This window comes from Spirillospora sp. CA-142024 (assembly GCF_050942325.1).
Taxonomy (GTDB): domain Bacteria; phylum Actinomycetota; class Actinomycetes; order Streptosporangiales; family Streptosporangiaceae; genus Spirillospora.
Genome location: NZ_CP192077.1, coordinates 93,691 through 110,081 on the forward strand (window position 1 = coordinate 93,691; position 16,391 = coordinate 110,081).

The 16,391-nt window shown below is 70.0% G+C and carries 18 protein-coding genes; 10 read left to right on the forward strand and 8 right to left on the reverse strand.

Features of this window, described 5'->3' with window-relative positions:
* Positions 1–720 precede the first annotated feature (720 nt).
* From ACQPZP_RS00460 to ACQPZP_RS00470, 3 genes are all read left to right on the forward strand, one after another.
* A complete protein-coding gene (locus ACQPZP_RS00460) occupies positions 721–1,590 on the forward strand; it encodes a DUF427 domain-containing protein (RefSeq protein WP_433475620.1) in 870 nt (289 codons plus the stop codon).
* On the forward strand, positions 1,587–3,365 hold the full coding sequence (locus ACQPZP_RS00465; RefSeq protein WP_433475621.1) for an MOSC domain-containing protein: 1,779 nt from the start codon (positions 1,587–1,589) through the stop codon (positions 3,363–3,365). Before ACQPZP_RS00460 ends, ACQPZP_RS00465 begins: the two co-directional genes overlap by 4 nt.
* A gap of 228 nt (positions 3,366–3,593) precedes the next feature.
* Entirely contained in the window at positions 3,594–4,343 is a 750-nt protein-coding gene (locus ACQPZP_RS00470) for a TMEM175 family protein (RefSeq protein WP_433475622.1), read from the forward strand.
* A gap of 165 nt (positions 4,344–4,508) precedes the next feature.
* On the opposite strand, the gene ACQPZP_RS00475 is transcribed toward ACQPZP_RS00470, so the two are convergent.
* Entirely contained in the window at positions 4,509–5,381 is an 873-nt protein-coding gene (locus tag ACQPZP_RS00475) for an alpha/beta fold hydrolase (protein WP_433475623.1), read from the reverse strand.
* A 263-nt stretch (positions 5,382–5,644) separates the two neighbouring features.
* Positions 5,645–5,773, reverse strand: a complete 129-nt coding sequence (locus tag ACQPZP_RS00480; protein ID WP_433475624.1) for a hypothetical protein — start codon at positions 5,771–5,773, stop codon at positions 5,645–5,647.
* A 640-nt stretch (positions 5,774–6,413) separates the two neighbouring features.
* Here ACQPZP_RS00480 and ACQPZP_RS00485 point away from each other — a divergent pair.
* Positions 6,414–6,692 carry a hypothetical protein gene (locus tag ACQPZP_RS00485; protein WP_433475625.1) on the forward strand — a complete coding sequence of 93 codons (279 nt, stop codon included), beginning with the start codon at positions 6,414–6,416 and terminating at the stop codon, positions 6,690–6,692.
* On the forward strand, positions 6,689–7,228 hold the full coding sequence (locus tag ACQPZP_RS00490; protein WP_433475626.1) for a hypothetical protein: 540 nt from the start codon (positions 6,689–6,691) through the stop codon (positions 7,226–7,228). The genes ACQPZP_RS00485 and ACQPZP_RS00490 overlap by 4 nt, the downstream gene beginning before the upstream one ends.
* On the opposite strand, the gene ACQPZP_RS00495 is transcribed toward ACQPZP_RS00490, so the two are convergent.
* Positions 7,215–8,891 (reverse strand): hypothetical protein, encoded by a 1,677-nt coding sequence (locus ACQPZP_RS00495; RefSeq protein ID WP_433475627.1) that lies wholly within the window; start codon positions 8,889–8,891, stop codon positions 7,215–7,217. The two genes, ACQPZP_RS00490 and ACQPZP_RS00495, sit on opposite strands and share 14 nt — an antisense overlap.
* A gap of 77 nt (positions 8,892–8,968) precedes the next feature.
* The gene (locus tag ACQPZP_RS00500; RefSeq protein WP_433475628.1) at positions 8,969–9,961 is read right to left on the reverse strand and encodes an aldo/keto reductase; all 993 of its coding nucleotides are present in this window, start codon (positions 9,959–9,961) and stop codon (positions 8,969–8,971) included.
* Between the two features lie 118 nt (positions 9,962–10,079).
* Between ACQPZP_RS00500 and ACQPZP_RS00505 the strand changes: the two genes are divergently transcribed.
* Positions 10,080–10,682: a TetR/AcrR family transcriptional regulator gene (locus tag ACQPZP_RS00505; protein WP_433475629.1), complete on the forward strand. Its 603-nt coding sequence runs from the start codon at positions 10,080–10,082 to the stop codon at positions 10,680–10,682.
* A 32-nt stretch (positions 10,683–10,714) separates the two neighbouring features.
* Here the strand turns inward: ACQPZP_RS00505 and ACQPZP_RS00510 are convergent, their stop codons facing one another.
* Complete coding sequence (locus ACQPZP_RS00510; protein WP_433475630.1) at positions 10,715–11,173, reverse strand: hypothetical protein; 459 nt, start codon at positions 11,171–11,173, stop codon at positions 10,715–10,717.
* 159 nt (positions 11,174–11,332) lie between these two features.
* Between ACQPZP_RS00510 and ACQPZP_RS00515 the strand changes: the two genes are divergently transcribed.
* On the forward strand, positions 11,333–11,782 hold the full coding sequence (locus ACQPZP_RS00515; RefSeq protein WP_433475631.1) for a hypothetical protein: 450 nt from the start codon (positions 11,333–11,335) through the stop codon (positions 11,780–11,782).
* Here the strand turns inward: ACQPZP_RS00515 and ACQPZP_RS00520 are convergent.
* A complete protein-coding gene (locus tag ACQPZP_RS00520) occupies positions 11,779–12,651 on the reverse strand; it encodes a phosphotriesterase family protein (protein WP_433475632.1) in 873 nt (290 codons plus the stop codon). The genes ACQPZP_RS00515 and ACQPZP_RS00520 overlap by 4 nt on opposite strands.
* A complete protein-coding gene (locus ACQPZP_RS00525; protein ID WP_433475633.1) occupies positions 12,648–13,037 on the reverse strand; it encodes a carboxymuconolactone decarboxylase family protein in 390 nt (129 codons plus the stop codon). The genes ACQPZP_RS00520 and ACQPZP_RS00525 overlap by 4 nt, the downstream gene beginning before the upstream one ends.
* A gap of 74 nt (positions 13,038–13,111) precedes the next feature.
* Between ACQPZP_RS00525 and ACQPZP_RS00530 the strand changes: the two genes are divergently transcribed.
* Positions 13,112–13,687, forward strand: coding sequence for a CGNR zinc finger domain-containing protein (locus ACQPZP_RS00530; protein WP_433475634.1), 576 nt, complete (start codon positions 13,112–13,114; stop codon positions 13,685–13,687).
* On the opposite strand, the gene ACQPZP_RS00535 is transcribed toward ACQPZP_RS00530, so the two are convergent.
* Positions 13,607–14,872, reverse strand: a complete 1,266-nt coding sequence (locus tag ACQPZP_RS00535) for an APC family permease (protein ID WP_433475635.1) — start codon at positions 14,870–14,872, stop codon at positions 13,607–13,609. The two genes, ACQPZP_RS00530 and ACQPZP_RS00535, sit on opposite strands and share 81 nt — an antisense overlap.
* A gap of 104 nt (positions 14,873–14,976) precedes the next feature.
* Between ACQPZP_RS00535 and ACQPZP_RS00540 the strand changes: the two genes are divergently transcribed.
* A complete protein-coding gene (locus ACQPZP_RS00540) occupies positions 14,977–15,447 on the forward strand; it encodes an Lrp/AsnC family transcriptional regulator (RefSeq protein WP_433475636.1) in 471 nt (156 codons plus the stop codon).
* Positions 15,448–15,530: 83 nt separating this feature from the next.
* Positions 15,531–16,337: an SDR family NAD(P)-dependent oxidoreductase gene (locus ACQPZP_RS00545; RefSeq protein ID WP_433475637.1), complete on the forward strand. Its 807-nt coding sequence runs from the start codon at positions 15,531–15,533 to the stop codon at positions 16,335–16,337.
* The last annotated feature ends 54 nt before the right edge of the window (positions 16,338–16,391 follow it).

The window sequence follows — 16,391 nt, forward strand, 5'->3', positions numbered from 1 at the left end:
GGTAGCCCACGAACGGGGTACAGACGAAAGTCGTATTCCTACAGTGACGAAACGACCCCGAAGCTGGCAAGCTTCGGGGCCTTTGTCGTTACGGAGACCAGTCTTCTGTGACTGCTGAGACCAGAGAGGCAGCCGTTCGGCAGGTTGGCTCGGCCCTGGGGTGTGCTTTGGCGTGGTGTGGCGGCCTTGTAGTCCACGAACACGCGTTCGGGTTGCTGAAGTATGAACACCTGGACCGCCTGGAGATCGATGACCTGCCGAACTTGCCCGCCCAAGCCGAGGCCTACCGGTAGATCTTCAACCACATCCGTCCGCACCCACGTCCTCGACGGGCACCGGCCGAGGTCCACAACGACCCGAACCTGCATCCCAGCATTCGGATCAGGGTTTCCTGAGCCAACCTCTTGACGCAGGATGCACCGTCCACCGGCACACCCCTGATCTTCTGATCATTTCGACCGTCTTGATAGGTTTGCAACCTTTTATGGTGTGCTGTTGCCCTTAGGTAATAGTTGGCCTCATAAGGTCGGATGTGTGCACAAGTCTCTTGAGGGAGCGCAGGGGCCGCCGTCCACCACTGAAAGACCGCATCGGCATCGGTGCGAGCCTCCGCAGACGATGCATCGGCGCCTGGTCTCGTCACCCGACGGTCCTGTCTCTTCCTCGAAAGCCGCTTCGACACCGCACCGACCTCGTTGACTACCGGGACGGAGCAGAAGCATGGGCCTTTCCTGGCAGCAAGGACCGCTGGCCCCCGGAGCCATCGGCCGTTTCCTGGTACGGGACCCGTTGCCCGAGCGGATGCTGTTCACGGAGCCACTGCGGCGGCGCATGCGAGTGCGGTTCGCCGGCGACTGGATCGCCGACAGCGAAGATGTGGTGCTGCTGCACGAGCCCGGCCTCTACCCCGTGGCATACTTTCCGCTCAACGACATCACGACAAGCGCCCTGGAACCTGGCGAGCACGCCACCCAGCACCGTGACCTGGGGGCGACGTCCTGGTACACCGTGCGTGCCAGGGAACACAGCAGACCACGCGCGGCATGGCAGCACACCGACCTTCCCAGGTATGCGGGTGAGTTGAGGGGAAGGGTCGCGTTCGCGTGGCGGGCCATGGACGCCTTCTATGAGGAAGACGAACGGATCGTCGGCCATGCGGCCGACGGTTATCATCGCATCGATATTCGCCAGAGCAGCCGCCATCTCGTCGTGCGCCATCAGGATCGGGTCGTCGCCGACACCACCCGGCCGCTGGCCCTGTACGAGTCAGGGTTCGCGCCGCGCTGGTACGTCCCTCGCATTGACGTCGACGAAGCCGCTCTCGTCCCGGCCAAGGGGCAGACGTTCTGCCCGTACAAGGGGCTGTGCAGTTACTACAACGTCGGGGACGCGCGCCGCGCCGCATGGTCGTACGAGGACGCCTATACGGAAGTCAGGCGCGTCTCCGGTCTGATCTCGTTCGAGCCGGACAAGGTCGAGGTACGCCTCGGCGGCAATCGGCTGCGGTTGGAGCCCGGCCAAGCCGTGGTCCCGCACGGTCCCGACCGGGACCTCACCCCTGACGAGGCGGATCCGGGCAGGCGGTCATGAACGCGCGGGGCGCGCCTCCAAGCACCGGCACCGGGGCGGGCGACGACCGCCGGACACCGGTGCTGTTGTCGGTCAACGTCGGCATGCCCCAGGACGTGTCCTGGCAGGGCAAGACCGTTCACACCGGCGTGTGGAAGCACCCCGTGCCAGGCCCGGCGATGGTCCGCCGGCTCAACATCGACGGCGACGGCCAAGGCGACCTGCAGGGCCACGGCGGCGAACAGCGGGCCGTGCTGGTCTACCAGATTCAGTCCTACCGGCACTGGCAACAGTACTTCGGACGAGACGACTTCAACTACGGTCAGTTCGGAGAGAACCTCACCGTTGACGGCCTGCCTGACGACGAGGTTTGCATCGGTGACCGGTACCGGATCGGCGAGGCCGAGTTCGAGGTCACCCAGCCCCGGGTCACCTGCTACCGGGTTGGTCTTCGCCTCGGTGAACCCGAACTGCCCGCCCTCCTCGTCGGCCACCGTCGTCCCGGCTTCTACATGCGCGTCCTTCGCGAAGGCCGCGTCCGGGCCGGCGATCAGATCGTCAAGACACGGACCGGGCCAGGCGCGCTGACCGTGACCGACACCGATGCTCTGCTCTACCTCCCCGGCCGCGACCCCGCCAAGCTCCGCCTCGCCACCCGGATCCGCGCCCTCAGTCCCGGCTGGCAGCGGTCATTCCGTGACCTACTCGTAGCGACTGACGCCGCGGCCCCGCCCGAGCCCGCCTGGACCGGATTCCGCGCGATGCAGGTGACCAAGGTCGTCCCTGAGAACGCGACCGTCTCGTCGCTCTACCTCGGCGCCGCAGACGGGAGACCGCTTCCGGCCGCCCGAGCGGGCCAGTACCTGACGTTGCGGATCGCCGGCGCCGGCGCACCCGCCCCGGTTCGCAGCTACTCACTGTCCTGCGCGCCCGATGCCGGCACCTACCGGATCAGCGTCAAGCATGAACCGCACGGGGTGGCAAGCAGCTACCTGACCTCCATGGTGAGGCCGGGCACCGTCCTCGATGTCGCGGCTCCCCGCGGCCAGTTCGTCCTGGACGCCGGCGCCGGCCCGGTTCTGCTCGTCTCGGCCGGCATCGGCCTCACACCGGTGCTTTCCATGCTGCACGAGCTCGCGGCTCACAGCAGGGATCGGGAGGTCTGGTGGATTCACGGTGCCCGTCGGCCGCAGGAGCATCCGCTGGCCGTCGAGGCTCACACGCTGCTCGCATCCCTGCCGCACGGTCACGAGCACATCTTCTACAGCGCGGCCACCGATGGGGAGCGGCGCGCCGCGGGCGGCGGCGCCGGACGGCTCACCAAGGACAAGCTCGTTGCGCTGTCCATCCCGGCCACCGCGACGGCGTACGTCTGCGGGCCGGCCTCGTTCATGGCCGACATGACCGACGCCCTCACCACGGCCGGGATCGACCCGTCCCGCATCCGCACCGAACTCTTCGGGGCCCTGCCCGCCATCAACCCAGGCCTTGCCGGGCAGAGCGGCCGGGCACCCCACCAGCCGCCCGGCCCGCCCGGGACCGGGCCGCAGGTGACCTTCGCCCGCAGCGGTATCACCGCCCGCTTCACCACCAGCGGCCGAAGCCTGCTCGAACTCGCCGATGACTGCGACGTCCCCTCCCGATGGAGCTGCCGCACCGGCGTCTGCCAGACCTGTATCACGCCCCTGCTGTCCGGCGAGGTCAGCTACTCTCCGGAACCACTGGAGCCCCCGGCCGAGGGGCAGGTGCTCATCTGCTGTTCCCGGCCCGGCACCGACATCGTCTTGGACATGTGATGCCGCCGAACCCGAGCGCGCCGTTCGACCCCAGAGACCACGAGGGAAGGCAGAAAACGGAATCGGCAGAAAACGGAATCGGCCGAAACGCCGATGCCTCGATCCAATGGCCAAGAGATCGTTTCCCATCAGCTGGGAACCGCCATCGCCAGCGGTCCGCCTCTTCGAGCTCGCTAGCGTGGATTGTCCAGCCAGCGGACTCTCCCGTCCAGCCGCCAACCGTGTCCAATGGGAACGCAGACGCCTCCCAGCCGAAAGGCCGCCGTGACTGCAAGATCTGGCAGCGAGCGCAACGCGATCGAACGTGATCCCGCACGGGTCGTCGCGTTCAGCGATGCCGTCATCGCCATCGCCATCACCCTCCTCGTCCTGGAGATTCACCCACCGGAGGACACTCGACACCTTCTTCACGGCCTCGGCGAGCTGTGGCCGTCATATGTGTCCTACGTCATCACGTTCATGCTGATCGGGCAGATCTGGGCGAACCATCACGTCATGTTCGACCACATCCGCCACGCCGACCGGCTGGTCCTGTTCCTCAACACCCTGCTGCTGATGGACATCGCCTTCCTACCGTTCGCCGCCGGGGTCCTGGCCGATGCGTTCCGCGACGGACAGGGAGAGCGCACCGCCGTCGTCCTGCACGGCATCACCTTCGAGGTGGCGGCTGCCCTCTTCAACGTCATCTGGTGGCACGCGAAGCGTCATCACCGGCTGCTCGCCCACACTCTGGACGCCGCCGGCGTGCGGGCGATCGGCCGGCGCTTCCTGCTCGCGCTCGCCTGGATCGGCACCGGAACACTGCTGGGCGCACTGCTCCCCGTCCTCGGAGTCGCCGTGATCGCCGCGTTCATCGTCTTTTACTGGCTGCCGATCTCGGGTGAACTCGGCAGCACCACGCCAAAGCCGACCCCAAGGTCGGAACCGGACAGCGCCGGACAGTCGCCTCACCAGGATCGGCCTCGCAGCGACCAGTAAGTCGGCACCGGCCGTGGAATCCGCGCAAACCTGGCCGCCCGCCACCAAGAAGAATCCCGCAGCGGGATGCCGGCCCGCCGTGCTGTCGGCGCTGACATCCCCGCCGTCCCCGGTGTCTCAACTCTCGGGTGGACGGCTGGAATGCGGCCGCTCGCCATGATGTGGTCAGCCGGAGGGCAGCGACCGGTCGAGGAAGTCCAGGATCAGCTCGGCGACCTCGTCATGGGCGCTCTCCAGCAGAAAGTGGCCGCCGTCCAGCAGGTGGATCTCAGCGTCTGGCACATCGGTCGCGAAGGCCCGCGCGCCGTCCGGACCGAAGATCTCGTCGCCCTTGCCCCATACCGCCAGCACCGGAGGACGGTGCTCTCTTAGGTACTCGTGCAGAGCCGGGTACAGCCGCGCATTGGTGACGTAATCGCGGAAGAGCGCGAGTTGGATCGCATCGTTGCCGGGCCGCGACAGCAGCGCGAAGTCGTGGTGCCAGGCATCAGGGCTGACCAGGGTCTCGTCCGGGACTCCAGTGACGTACTGCCACCGGGTCACCTCCAGGCTCAGCGCGGCCCGGATGGCGCCCTCGGTCTGGGGCGTCTGGGCGTCCTGGTAGTCCCAGACGGTCTTCCAGAAGCTCTCGACGAATCCCGCCTCGTAGCCGTTGCCGCTCTGCGTGATGATCGCCGTAATGACCTGTGGGGCGGCCAGCGCGAGCCGCCAGCCGATCGGGGCGCCGTAGTCATGCACGTAGACGGCGTAGCGGGTGATCCCCAGTTGGTCGAGCAGGTCGGCGGTCAGCCGGAAGAGGGCGTCGAAGGTGTAGTCGAACTCGTCGGGGGGCGGGGCGTCGGAGAGCCCGAACCCGAGCAGGTCCGGGGCGATCACGTGATATTGCCGCTCCAGTGGCGGGATGAGGTCGCGGAACATGAACGAGCTGGCCGGAAAGCCGTGCAGGAGCACGACGACAGGGGCCTCGGCCGACCCCGCCTCGCGGTAGAACAGACGGTGGCCCTGCACTTTTGCGTAGCGGTGATGAACGGACGCCATGATCGATTCCCCCGGTTCTTCATCCTGGTTGTGTGTGTTCAGGATCCGGCGGAGGCGGATGTATATGAGCTCGCCATCTACAACAATGCTGAGGAGCATCGAGAGGGATTGGGGCTCTCCAGCACCTACCCCCAGAGAATCGCCCCCGGGGGCGACCGAATCCTCGCAAGACGGTGATGCCCTACCCTGACGTCACCGTCGACATTCCAGCCGCACCGGTGAACTTTCGAAAACTGGGGACAGCAGCCGCTGAGAACCGCCTGTCAGGCGCTGCAGCAGGCCACCGACATGGTCACGCTCAGCAGCCTGACCGCCCTCACCCACTCCTGGACGACATCGAGAGCCTGGTCGCCGCCCGGCTGAACCTCCGCCGCTGTGCCGTCCTGGGTCACGACCGCATTCCTGACGTTTCACTCACCATGGTCGCTGCCGTCGACCTCATGGTCGAGCACGTCGCACGGCGCGAATCACTGCGGCCGCCGCCTGCAGGACGTTGACTCCGCCGCCGGTGCCCACCGGAGAGGCAATCCGTCTACTGTGCAGGTCGGGCCCTATGCCGGCCCCCTCTATCGCTCCCATGATGGAGGGTGGAAGATGATCTTGCTTAACGTGGAATCCGGTGGAGCGGGGACCTCGCGTTGCCGCTGGTCAGCGAGTTTCGTCGGTAGCCCACGAACGAGTTGGGAGTGATGTGCCCGCGGAGAGCGTGGGCCGTCACTCCTTCGTTGTGTTTGCCTGGGGGGCGACCCCCAGACCCCTGATGTGGGGGCTCCGTCCCCACGCCCCCTCCCGGTTTCGGTCGCTGACCACCTGGGCGTCGGTGCGTGGTTTCGTGCTGACGTCCTCGGGCTTGCTGAGGTCACAGTGGTCTGGCGAGACTGCTTTGCGTGATGCGTCCCGCTTGTGGGTGAACACCTCGCCGGGGGCATGGTTCCACTCTCCCTGGTTGCGGGCGCTGTGGCCAGTCCGTGGTTGTCACGGCGAGTAAATGCGGTGATTTGTCAGTCGTCGCTGACGTACGCTCGCAGCATTGTGACCAAGGAGAAGAAGGAACGCCACCCCGACGATGATTTCGGGGGGATCAGCCGTAGTGAGGCGGCCTTCGTGTTGATCCTCGCGGTCCTGATGCATCCTTGGCGGGCGGTCAAGGAACTGCTCAATGAGTTGCCCGCGGTGCTCCGTCGGCTGGGCCGTCGGGCGCTCGGGTTCGCCATGATCCCTTTTGCTCTCCTGTGGTTGCGTCGGCGAGACCGGCACCCCACCTTCGAGGAGTACCTGCGTCGCCCCGATGAGGAAAGGGACCGCCCGTGACCTCGGTCGACGCGCTTGCGGAGCGGGTGGCTTCCCGCTCCTTGCGGGGGCGCCTGGCGGCGGTGGACCTTTCCGGGGACGAGTCCTGGGAGCTGGTGAATCGCCTCGACATCGTTCTCGACCTTGTTCTGGGCGACGCCCGTGGGTGTGCGGACGCGCGGTTGGTTCTGGGCTCTGCATGCACGACCGCCACGAAGGCTGTCGAGCAGTTCGTCACGGCCCTGCAACTGCCCTATGACGCGGCCCGAGGATGGGGGGACTTCCTCGAACACCTCGGTGAACGGCCTGCCTCCGCGCGGTCCTACGTGGTGGTCGCCGATGCATGTGACCTGCTCAAACACGAGGACTACGACAGGTGGCGGGAACTCGTCGAGCGACTTTGCAGCGGTCCGTCCTGCATGGGCGGCGGCTGGTCCACGCTCGTCCTGGCCGACCACGAGCTGATGTGGGAGGACTGGGTGTTCCGGTCGGCGGTGGATGCCGCTCCTCCGCGCGGCCTGGGTCTGCTCACGATCGGTGGGGTCAGGCAGGGCTGAGCACCGAGCGGTCTCCGTCCTGTTCGTAGGCCACCACCTGGACGACGGGCAGGCGGGCGCCGTCGGTGCGTGGGCCCGGCACCACCAGCAGTGGGGTGTCGCCCGGGTGTTCGGTCTTCGTCTCGTGGGAGCCCAGTTCGCCGACCGTCTTCAGCCGCGTGACGCCCGGGCCCGCCGCCGCCACCAGATGCCAGCGCTTGCGCGACCGCCACCAGACGGCGGCGGCCGTCGTTCCGGCGGACGAGGTGAAGTCGCTGTTCGTCCCGCCCCGCTCGGACAGCGCCCGCCCGCCGTCGGAGATCAGGATCGAGCTGCCCGGGGCACCCCACGGCGAGGACGCGTCCACCGTCAGCAGCGTCACCCGGTCGCCGCCGTCGGGCAGGTCGCCGCTCCACAGATGGCCCAGCCGCAGGTCGCCCGACTCGCTCAGCGTCGTCGCCGCCTCGCAGGCGACGGCGTGCAGCGCCGCCCAGCGGAACCGCTCCTGCCGGTCCGGCGGGTCGCGGAACCACACCCGCGGCGCCGAAGACCGCGGGTCGTTCGAGACGAGCTGCGTGACCGTCCGCGGCCACCCGCCGGCGGCCCGGAACGTCGTCTGGAACACCACGTAGTTCTGGCAGCGCGGTTTGAACCAGTTCCACGGCAGCGGATCGCTCAGCCCGTCCCGCACCGCCACCGGCACCCATTCCGGGGAGCCTCCGGACGGCACCGCCGCCCGCACGTCGAGCAGCCATGGCGGGACGAGGTAGCGCCACGTCATCCCCAGCATGATGAGCTGCCCCCCGCTCGTTTCGAGCCTGCGGACCGACTCCACGCCGCGGGACATGTGCCGCTCGAAGTACTGCGCCACGCTGGGCGCGTCCCGCAGGCCGGGGGAGTCGCGCAACACGACGAGGGAGGCGCCGTCCACCGTCCCGGCGTACAGGACGATGACGCGGCCGTGCGGGGGGTCCTCGCTGTCGGCCCGCCAGGCGTCCGCCGCCCGGCGGAGCAGCGCGGTGTCGTGCCGCAGCCCGCCCTGGGCGGGCCATTCGTTGATGGTCGGCGTGCCGGTCGCCTGCCACGCGCGCGGGTCGATCGTGCCGGGCGCGCCGGACCCCTCGTCCGGCCGGGCGATGACGAAACCGGCCACCGCCAGCAGCGCCGCCGCGAGGCCGGCCGCGACGGCGGCGCGCCAGGCGCGCGGGGCGGCGGGCGGCGGGCGGAGCCGGACGAGGTCGGGCTCGAACGCCTCGATCTCGGCCCGCTGCGCGGCCTCGTCCAGCCCCGTCCGGTCGTCCACGGCGGCGGTGGCCTCGTCGACGTCCTGGAAATCGGTCGGGAGGTGGACGCCCAGCTCGGCGGTGATCTCGGGTGTGGTGAGGCCGTCGCGGCGTAGCAGGTAGGCCAGCCGCTGGTGGGGCGACAGTTCCAGCAGCGCGGCCCGGACCGGCCCCGGCGAGGTCCGCGCGGGCTCGTAGAAGAGGCGGTGAAGGCGAGGCCGTCCGGTCGGCGGGTCGGTGAGCAGGATCGCGATGAGCCGCGTCCGCCTGGCCGGGTACCCGCCTCGTCCTGCCCGTGCGGTGACGCGGCGGGCGCGCGTGAGAGGGGCGTCGCCGTCGTCCAGCACCAGGTACGCCAGCCGCAGAAGGCGGGCGTAGTGCTCGCGGTCCACCATTCGCACCGGGGCACCTCCCGCCTGCATTGTGCGCAGCGGTCGGTAACGGCAGGGTTGAGAAGACGGTCAGGGCCCGGTGCCGGTCACCAGGCGTACGCCTCGGGGGCGGGCTTGGCTCCGTTCGGCGCGGGCGGGGGGAACAGCTCGTCCAGCCTGGCCAGCGTGCTGTCGTCGAGCTTGATCTGCAGTGCGCGGAGTGAGCCGTCGAGCTGCTCGACAGTCCGCGGCCCGATGATCGGGCCGGTCACCCCGTCCTGCGCGAGCAGCCACGCCAGCCCCACGTGCGCCGGGTCCTCGCCGAGGTCGGCGCACAGCTTCTCGTACGCCTCGACCGATTCCCGGTGTTCGGTGAGCGCGGTGGCCCAGAGCCCCGAGCCACTGCGGGAGGCCGCGCCCTCTCGTTGCTTGCGCAGGACGCCGCTGAGCACTCCGCCGTGCAGCGGCGACCACGGGATCACGCCCAGCCCGTAGTGCCGCGCGGCGGGCAGCACCTCGAGCTCGGCCCAGCGCGACATCAGGTTGTAGATCGACTGCTCGCTGACCAGCCCGAGGAAGTGCCGGGACCGTGCCGCCTCCTGGGCCTGCGCGATGTGCCAGCCGGCGAAGTTGGACGAGCCGAAGTACAGCACCTTCCCCTGCTGGCGAAGGACGTTGAACGCCTCCCAGATCTCCTCCCATGGCGTGTCGCGGTCGATGTGGTGCATCTGGAACACGTCGATGTGGTCGGTCTGCAGGCGCTTCAGCGACGCGTCGCACGCGCGCCGGATGTTCAGCGCGGACAGTCCGCTCTCGTTCGGCCAGTCGCCCATCGGAAGGTAGGCCTTGGTGGCCAGGACGGTCCTGTCGCGCCGGCCGCCGCCCTGGGCGAACCAGCGGCCGAGGATCTGCTCGGTGACGCCCTCGCCTTGCTTCTCGCCGTACACATTGGCCGTGTCGAAGAAGTTGACGCCGTGCTCGTGCGCCCGGTCCATGATCGCGTGACTGTCGGCTTCGGACGTGCGCGACCCGAAGTTCATGGTGCCGAGGACGAGCCGGGACACCGACAGGCCGCTGCGGCCGAGACGGGTGTACTCCATGGGGATCCGACCTTTCCGGGGTCATTAGTCGCATCAGGTGGGACGCGATGAAGTTATAACTTGCAACACTGATGATGCAAGTCTGCGAGGAACCGTGACGCTGTCGTATGCTTTCCCCATGGAGACACAGCGGCGGCCGACATCCGCCGGCGGCCGCCCGCTGCGCGCGGACGCCGAGCGGACGATGACGGCGATCCTGGAGGCGGCCGAACGCACCCTCAGCCGTGATCCGGCGGCCACGATGGAGCAGATCGCCGAAGCCGCGGGTGTCGCCCGGACCACCGTGCACCGGCGCTTCGCCACCCGCGAAGCCCTCATCGACGCTCTGGCGATGTGGGCCACCCAGCGGTTCGCCGCCGCGGTGGACGCCGGCCACCCGGAGACGGCCCCGCCGCTGGTCGCCCTCTATCAGACGACCGCGAACGTCCTCAGCGTCAAGACCAGCTGGGGATTCGCGATGAGCCGGGCGACCTCGGCCAACCCGGAGGTCGCGCGCGTCCACGGCGATGTGCGGGACAAGTGCGAACGGTTGTTCCGCCGGGCCCAGGCATCAGGCGTCCTGCGCGCCGACGTCGACATTCCGTGGACTCGCCGCGTCTACTACGCCCTCATCCACGAGGCCGCGCAGAACAGCGACGAGAAGGACCCTGACGCCCTGGCGACGCTCGTCGTGGACACCCTGCTCCGCGGTGCGGGCACCCCGAACCCCGACCGCCTGTGAACCCGGTCGGCGCGTCGGTGACCTAGTGCTCTCTACCTCGGGTGGGTGTCGGCCAAGCGCACGCCCCAGCGGCAGGCGGCCAGGAAGGCGTCGCGGCCCGCCGGGAACGACCCGCCTTCTTCCAGGCCCTTCCGGTAGGACTTCTCACAGTAGTCCGACGGCATTCTCTTTCCCATGATGGCCCGCATGCTCGCGGCCGCCTGCGCCATCTTCGTGAACGTGTAGCGCTCGCCATCCGGATCGATCATCACGATCTGCTTGCTCCGGGGGAGGTCGGAATCGGTGGGGCTGCCCTCGGGGGTCGCGGAAGCGCTCGTGGTGGGCGATGTGGTGGGCGGCGTCGGCGCGGTGGTGGCCGCGGAGGGCGTGCTCACCGTCGGCGGCGTGGACGCCGGCTGGTCTGCCGTCTTCTTGTCGTCGCCGTTGCACGCGGCGGCGCCGACGAGGAGTAGGCCGCCGAGAGCGAGGCGGATCGCGATCGTCTTGGACACGGGAGCTCCCGGGGGCAAGGAGTGAAACGGACGGACACCAACAGAACACGTGTTTCTGTAGACGCCCCTGAACAAGGGGAGGTTCGCGCCTTCAGCAGGGCTTTCGGGTCTGCCGTCCGGCCGACGTTGAGGGGCCGCGGGTTCGGGTAGCGGGAGGCCATGGACAGACTGACGCGCGGACTGGCCGCCGGGGCCGCCGGCACCACCGCACTCAACTTGGTGACCTACATGGACATGGCGGTTCGCGGCCGTCCACCCAGCAGCACGCCGGAACGGAGCGTGGAGCGGCTGGCCGGCGTCGTCGGCGTCGACCTGGGGGAAGGTGAGCGGGCCGAGAACCGGAAGGCCGGGCTCGGGCCTGTGCTCGGCTTCGGCACGGGTCTCGGCGCGGGCCTCCTCTACGGCCTGCTGGCCGGGCGCCGGCGGGTTCCGCGACCGGTCGGGGCCGTCGTGCTGATGGGGCTCGCGATGCTCGGCTCCAGTGCTCCGATGACCGTGCTGGGCCTGACCGATCCCCGCGAGTGGACGGCCTCGGAGTGGGCCGCCGATGTCGTTCCTCACCTGGCCTATGGCGCGGTGGCCGCCGGCGTGTACAACGCCCTGCGCTAGGACCAGGGCGCGGCGAACGCGCTGGCCGGGTTGGTGATGAAGATGGCCGTCGCCGCTTCTGGGCCGAGTTGCCGTTCGACGCGAGGGCGCAGGGCGCGAAGTACATGGGGGACGCCCAGTTCTGCGCGTGCGCCGGCCGTGGTGGTGTCACCGCCGAGCAGGAGGCGGTCGGTGTAGCCGGCGTCCATGAGTTCGGTGAGGGACTCGAACAGATGCCAGTCCGTGGCGTGGTGGGCCCGGGACGGGCCGTCGAACGCCAGGTACGCGCCGGATCCGGCGGCACGGCGGTGGATCCACGGGTCGGGTGAGCGGTTGAGGTGGCCGAGGATCACCCGGGACGGCGGGACGCCGAGGGCGCCGCAGAGGAGATCGAGGACGTCGAGGGCCGACGTGCCCTGTTCCAGATGGACGCCGATGGGGGCGCCCGTCGCGTTGGACGCCTCGGCCGCCGCGGTCATGACGCGCCGGGCGTGGTCGTCCAGGCCGTGGAACGCGGTCGCGACCTTGATCATGCCTGCGCGGGAGCGGGTCAGCTCGTCCATGAACAGTTCGTCCGGCCGGATGCCGTCCAGCAGGGCGGGGTCGTAGTGGACGGACTGGTGCAGGCCGGTGGCGGCGATGACGTGGACGCCCGTCGCGCGTGAGATGTCCGCGAGATCGTTCAGGCGGCGGCCCATCCCGTGCGGCGTCCACTGGGCGAGCGCGCGTCCGCCCAGGCGGGCGAACGTGCGGAGCTGCGCGGCGGCCGCCGCAGGGTCGTCCAGTTCCTCGCCGGGCAGCCGAGGCGAGCGCAGGAAGAGATGGTCGTGCGCGTCGCAGACTCCGAGCTCGCCGGGATCGATGTCGCCCAGGACCGTCCTGATCTTCACAGCGCCGCCGCCGCGACGCGCAGGCCGGCGAGGGCCTTGGGGACGCCGGTGTACGGGGCGAGGTGGACGAACGCCTCGACGATCTCCTCGCGGGTCATGCCGAGCCGGAGGCAGGTCTTCACATGCCCGGTGAGCTGCGGTTCCACGCCGCCCATCGCGGTGAGGGCAGCCAGGTTGAGCAGCTGCCGGTCGCGCAGAGAGAGGCCCTCGCGCTGGTAGGTCCCGCCGAACAGGCTCGTGACGATCCAGTCGGCGAAGCCCGGCGCGAGGTCTTCGAGGCCGGGCAGCGCGGCGCTCTGCGTGGCCTCGTCCTGCAGGACGTCCAGCAGGCGGTAGCCCTCGTCGCGGTCGAGAGGGGTCTGGGTGAAGTGTTCCGCCGATGACATGATGCTCCTCTGTAACGGCTGAGTCGTTACGACGACCGTAGCATTGGTAACGGGTCGAGCGTTACAGTGGGCGCATGGCGAAGGACGATCCCCCGGCTTTCCGGCTCGACTGCGGTGTGACATGGCTGAACCTGCTGGCCACTCGCGGCCGCGCCTTCGGCGCGCGGCCGGCCGAGCGGCTGCCCGGCCCCGGGCGGTTCGCCGAATGGCTGGAGCTCTGCGAACTGGCGCCCGTCCGGCCTCCGGACCAGGACGATCTGGACAGGGCCCGCCTCCTGCGCGAGACCCTGCGCCCCATCGCCCTGGCGGCCGTGGACGGCCGGCCGCCGGATGGCGAGGATGTGCGAGGTCTCGCCGGCTTCCTCGGCGAGGACGACGCGGTCGATCTCTCGGTGGACGGACGGCTCGTCCGGTCCGCGCCACCGGACGCGAGGGTCGCCCTCGCGCGCATCGCGCGGCAGGCCGTCGATCACCTCACGGGACCGCAGCGGAACGACCTGAAGGTCTGTCCCGAGGACGACTGCCGTGGTGTGTTCGTCGATCCCGTCGGCCGTCGTCGCTGGTGCCCGTCACCCGCCTGCGCCAGCCGGGGCCGGGTGCGGGCTCTGCGCGCGCGCCGGGCGGCCGAGGCGAAGACCCAGGACGGCTAGGGCGAGCACGGCCGGCACGGCGAGATAGAACCCGCATGACAGCAGGACCACGGCGGTGAAGAGCGTCCCGACGCGCGCGAGGGTTCGTGAGCGGCCGGTGAGAAGGCGCGTCGCGGACGCTGTGCCGATGAGGGTGACGGCCGCCAGGCATGCGGCGGTCGTGCGCATGAGCGGATCCAGACCCAGGCCGGTGGCCAGGACGGCGGCGGTCAGGACGCCGGTCGCGCAGGCCAGCAGCGCCAGGCTCCGGCGCCCGCGGGCCAGGCCCGCGGGGAGGGAGCCGTCACGCGCCAGAGCCGTTCCGAGGCGGGCGCCGCCGGCGATGTAGGTGTTCATGGCGACGAAGCTGAGGACGAGCGCGGCCCCCGCGGTCACCGGACGCGCCGCGCCCGCGCCGATCCCGTCGTCGAGGAGCAGGGCGAGCGGAACGGGCGAGGACGCGGCGCGCTCCCCGAGGACGCCCGTGACCGCGACCGCGAGGCCGAGGTAGAGCGCCCCGACGACGAGCAGGGTGAGGACGGTCGCGCGGGGCAGCAGCCGGCGGGGGTCGGCGAAGTCCGCGGAGAGGTGACTGGCGGCCTCCCAGCCCGCGAAGGCGAAGAACAGGACGCCGGCGGCGTGCGCGACGCCGAGGGGACCGTGCGGGGCGAACGGGGTGAAGTTCGCGGTGTCCAGGTGCGGGGCGGCCGCCACGATCCCGATGATCAGCAGGGCCGCGAGGAGGGCCACGAGGACGAGCTGGATGCGTCCGGAGACGCGCAGCCCGCCATGGTTCGCGGCGAACGCGGCCAGCAGCAGCGCGCAGGTCACGGCGCCGGTGCCGGCGCGTCCGAGACCCGCGGCGGAGGCCACGTAGTCCCCGCCGATCATGGCGCCCGCGAGGACGCCGACCGGCACGACGGCGTAGAAGCAGTACCCGGCGATCACCGCGGGCCGGGGCCCGAACGCGCGGGCCGCGAACGTCGCCACGCCGCCCGCGTCGGGGTGCCGGGCGCCGAGCGCGGCGAACGTCAGCGCGACCGGCACGCTCAGCGCCAGCAGCGCCGCCCACGCCACGGTGGAGGACGGCCCCGCCGCCGCGGCGGCGAGGTGGGGCAGGGCCAGGACGCCGGGTCCGAGGACGGCCCCGACGAAGAGCGCCGTGCCCTGGCCCAGCCCGAGACGATGACCGGTCGTGTTCGCCATGGTTCCCCCAGTTGCGTGGCTGTACGGCCTGAAATTAGCCATTCGGGCGACTCCTAAGGCTTCCAGGTGAACGTTCGTTCGGAATCGGCGACCATAATCAGGTGATGGACGAACTTGATTCGGAGATCGTGCGTCTTCTCCAGGCGGATGCCCGGCAGTCCAACCGCGAGCTCGCGCGGACGCTCGGGATCGCGCCGTCGACCTGCCTCGAACGGGTGCGGGCGCTGACGCGGCGCGGCGTGATCCGCGGGTACCACGCGGAGATCAGCCCGGCGGCGCTGAACCGGGGCGTGCAGGCGCTGGTGTCGCTGCAGGTCCGCCCGCTCAACCGGACGGTGATCAACACGTTCAAGGACTACGTGTCGGGGATGGCCGAGGTCATCGGCGTGTTCGTGGTGGCGGGCGGCGACGACCTCGTCCTGCACGTGGGCGTCCAGGACCTCGATCGCCTGCACGCGTTCCTGCTCGACGGGCTGAGCAAGCGCAAGGAGATCGCCGGGTTCCGGACGTCGGTGATCTTCCAGCACGTGCACAACACCGTCCTCAGCCGGCTGGACGATCCCGAGCCGTCCTGAAGCGCAACCGGCGGGGGCGGGGCGGGGTTCATGAGGTGCGGCGCGTCCGGTGTGGGCGCGCCCGCCTTACGAGAGGGGAACCCATGGACATGGGGCTGACCGGACGCGTCGCGGTCGTCACCGGGGCGTCGAAGGGCATCGGGCTCGCGGTCGTGCGGACGCTGCTGGACGAGGGCGCGCGCGTGGTCGCGGTGTCGCGCAAGCCGGGCGCGGAACTGGACGCGCTCGCCGGGCCGAACCTGGTGCACGTGCCGGCCGACCTGATGGACCCGGACGCCCCCGCGCGGGCCGTCGAGCAGGCGGTGGAGGCCTTCGGCCGGCTCGACGTCCTGGTCAACAACGCGGGCGGGCCGCCGCCGGGCGCCGTCATGCCGCGGTTCGGCTTCATGACGCTTGCGGACGACGACTGGCGCGACGTGTTCGAGTTCAACGTGGTCGCCGTCGTCCGGGCGGTGCGGGCGGCGATCCCGCATCTGCTGAAGAGCGACGCGGCGTCGGTCGTGAACGTCTCGTCGGTCAATGCCCGCCGCCCCGGCCCGATGAACTTCGACTACAACGCGGCGAAGGCGGCGCTGACCAACCTGACGAAGGGCCTGTCGGAGGAGTACGCGCCGCAGGGCGTCCGGGTCAACACGGTCTCGCCCGGCCCGGTCCGGACCCCGTGGTGGACGGACGAGGGCGGTGCCGCCGACATCATCGCCGGCGCCACCGGATCCGACCGCGACGCGGTGCTGGACGGTGGCGCGGCGGAGATGATGAGCCTCAGCACCGGCCGCCTTTCCGAGCCGCAGGAGGTCGCGGACGTGGTCGTGCTGCTCGCGTCACCGCGGTCCGCGAGCACGACGGGCGCCGACTTCGTGGTCGACTCCGGCTTCCTCAAGGAGGTCTGAGCCATAAGCATCGCTGCTGGGTTATAGAAGATCCATCTCTTGGACTTCTGGCTG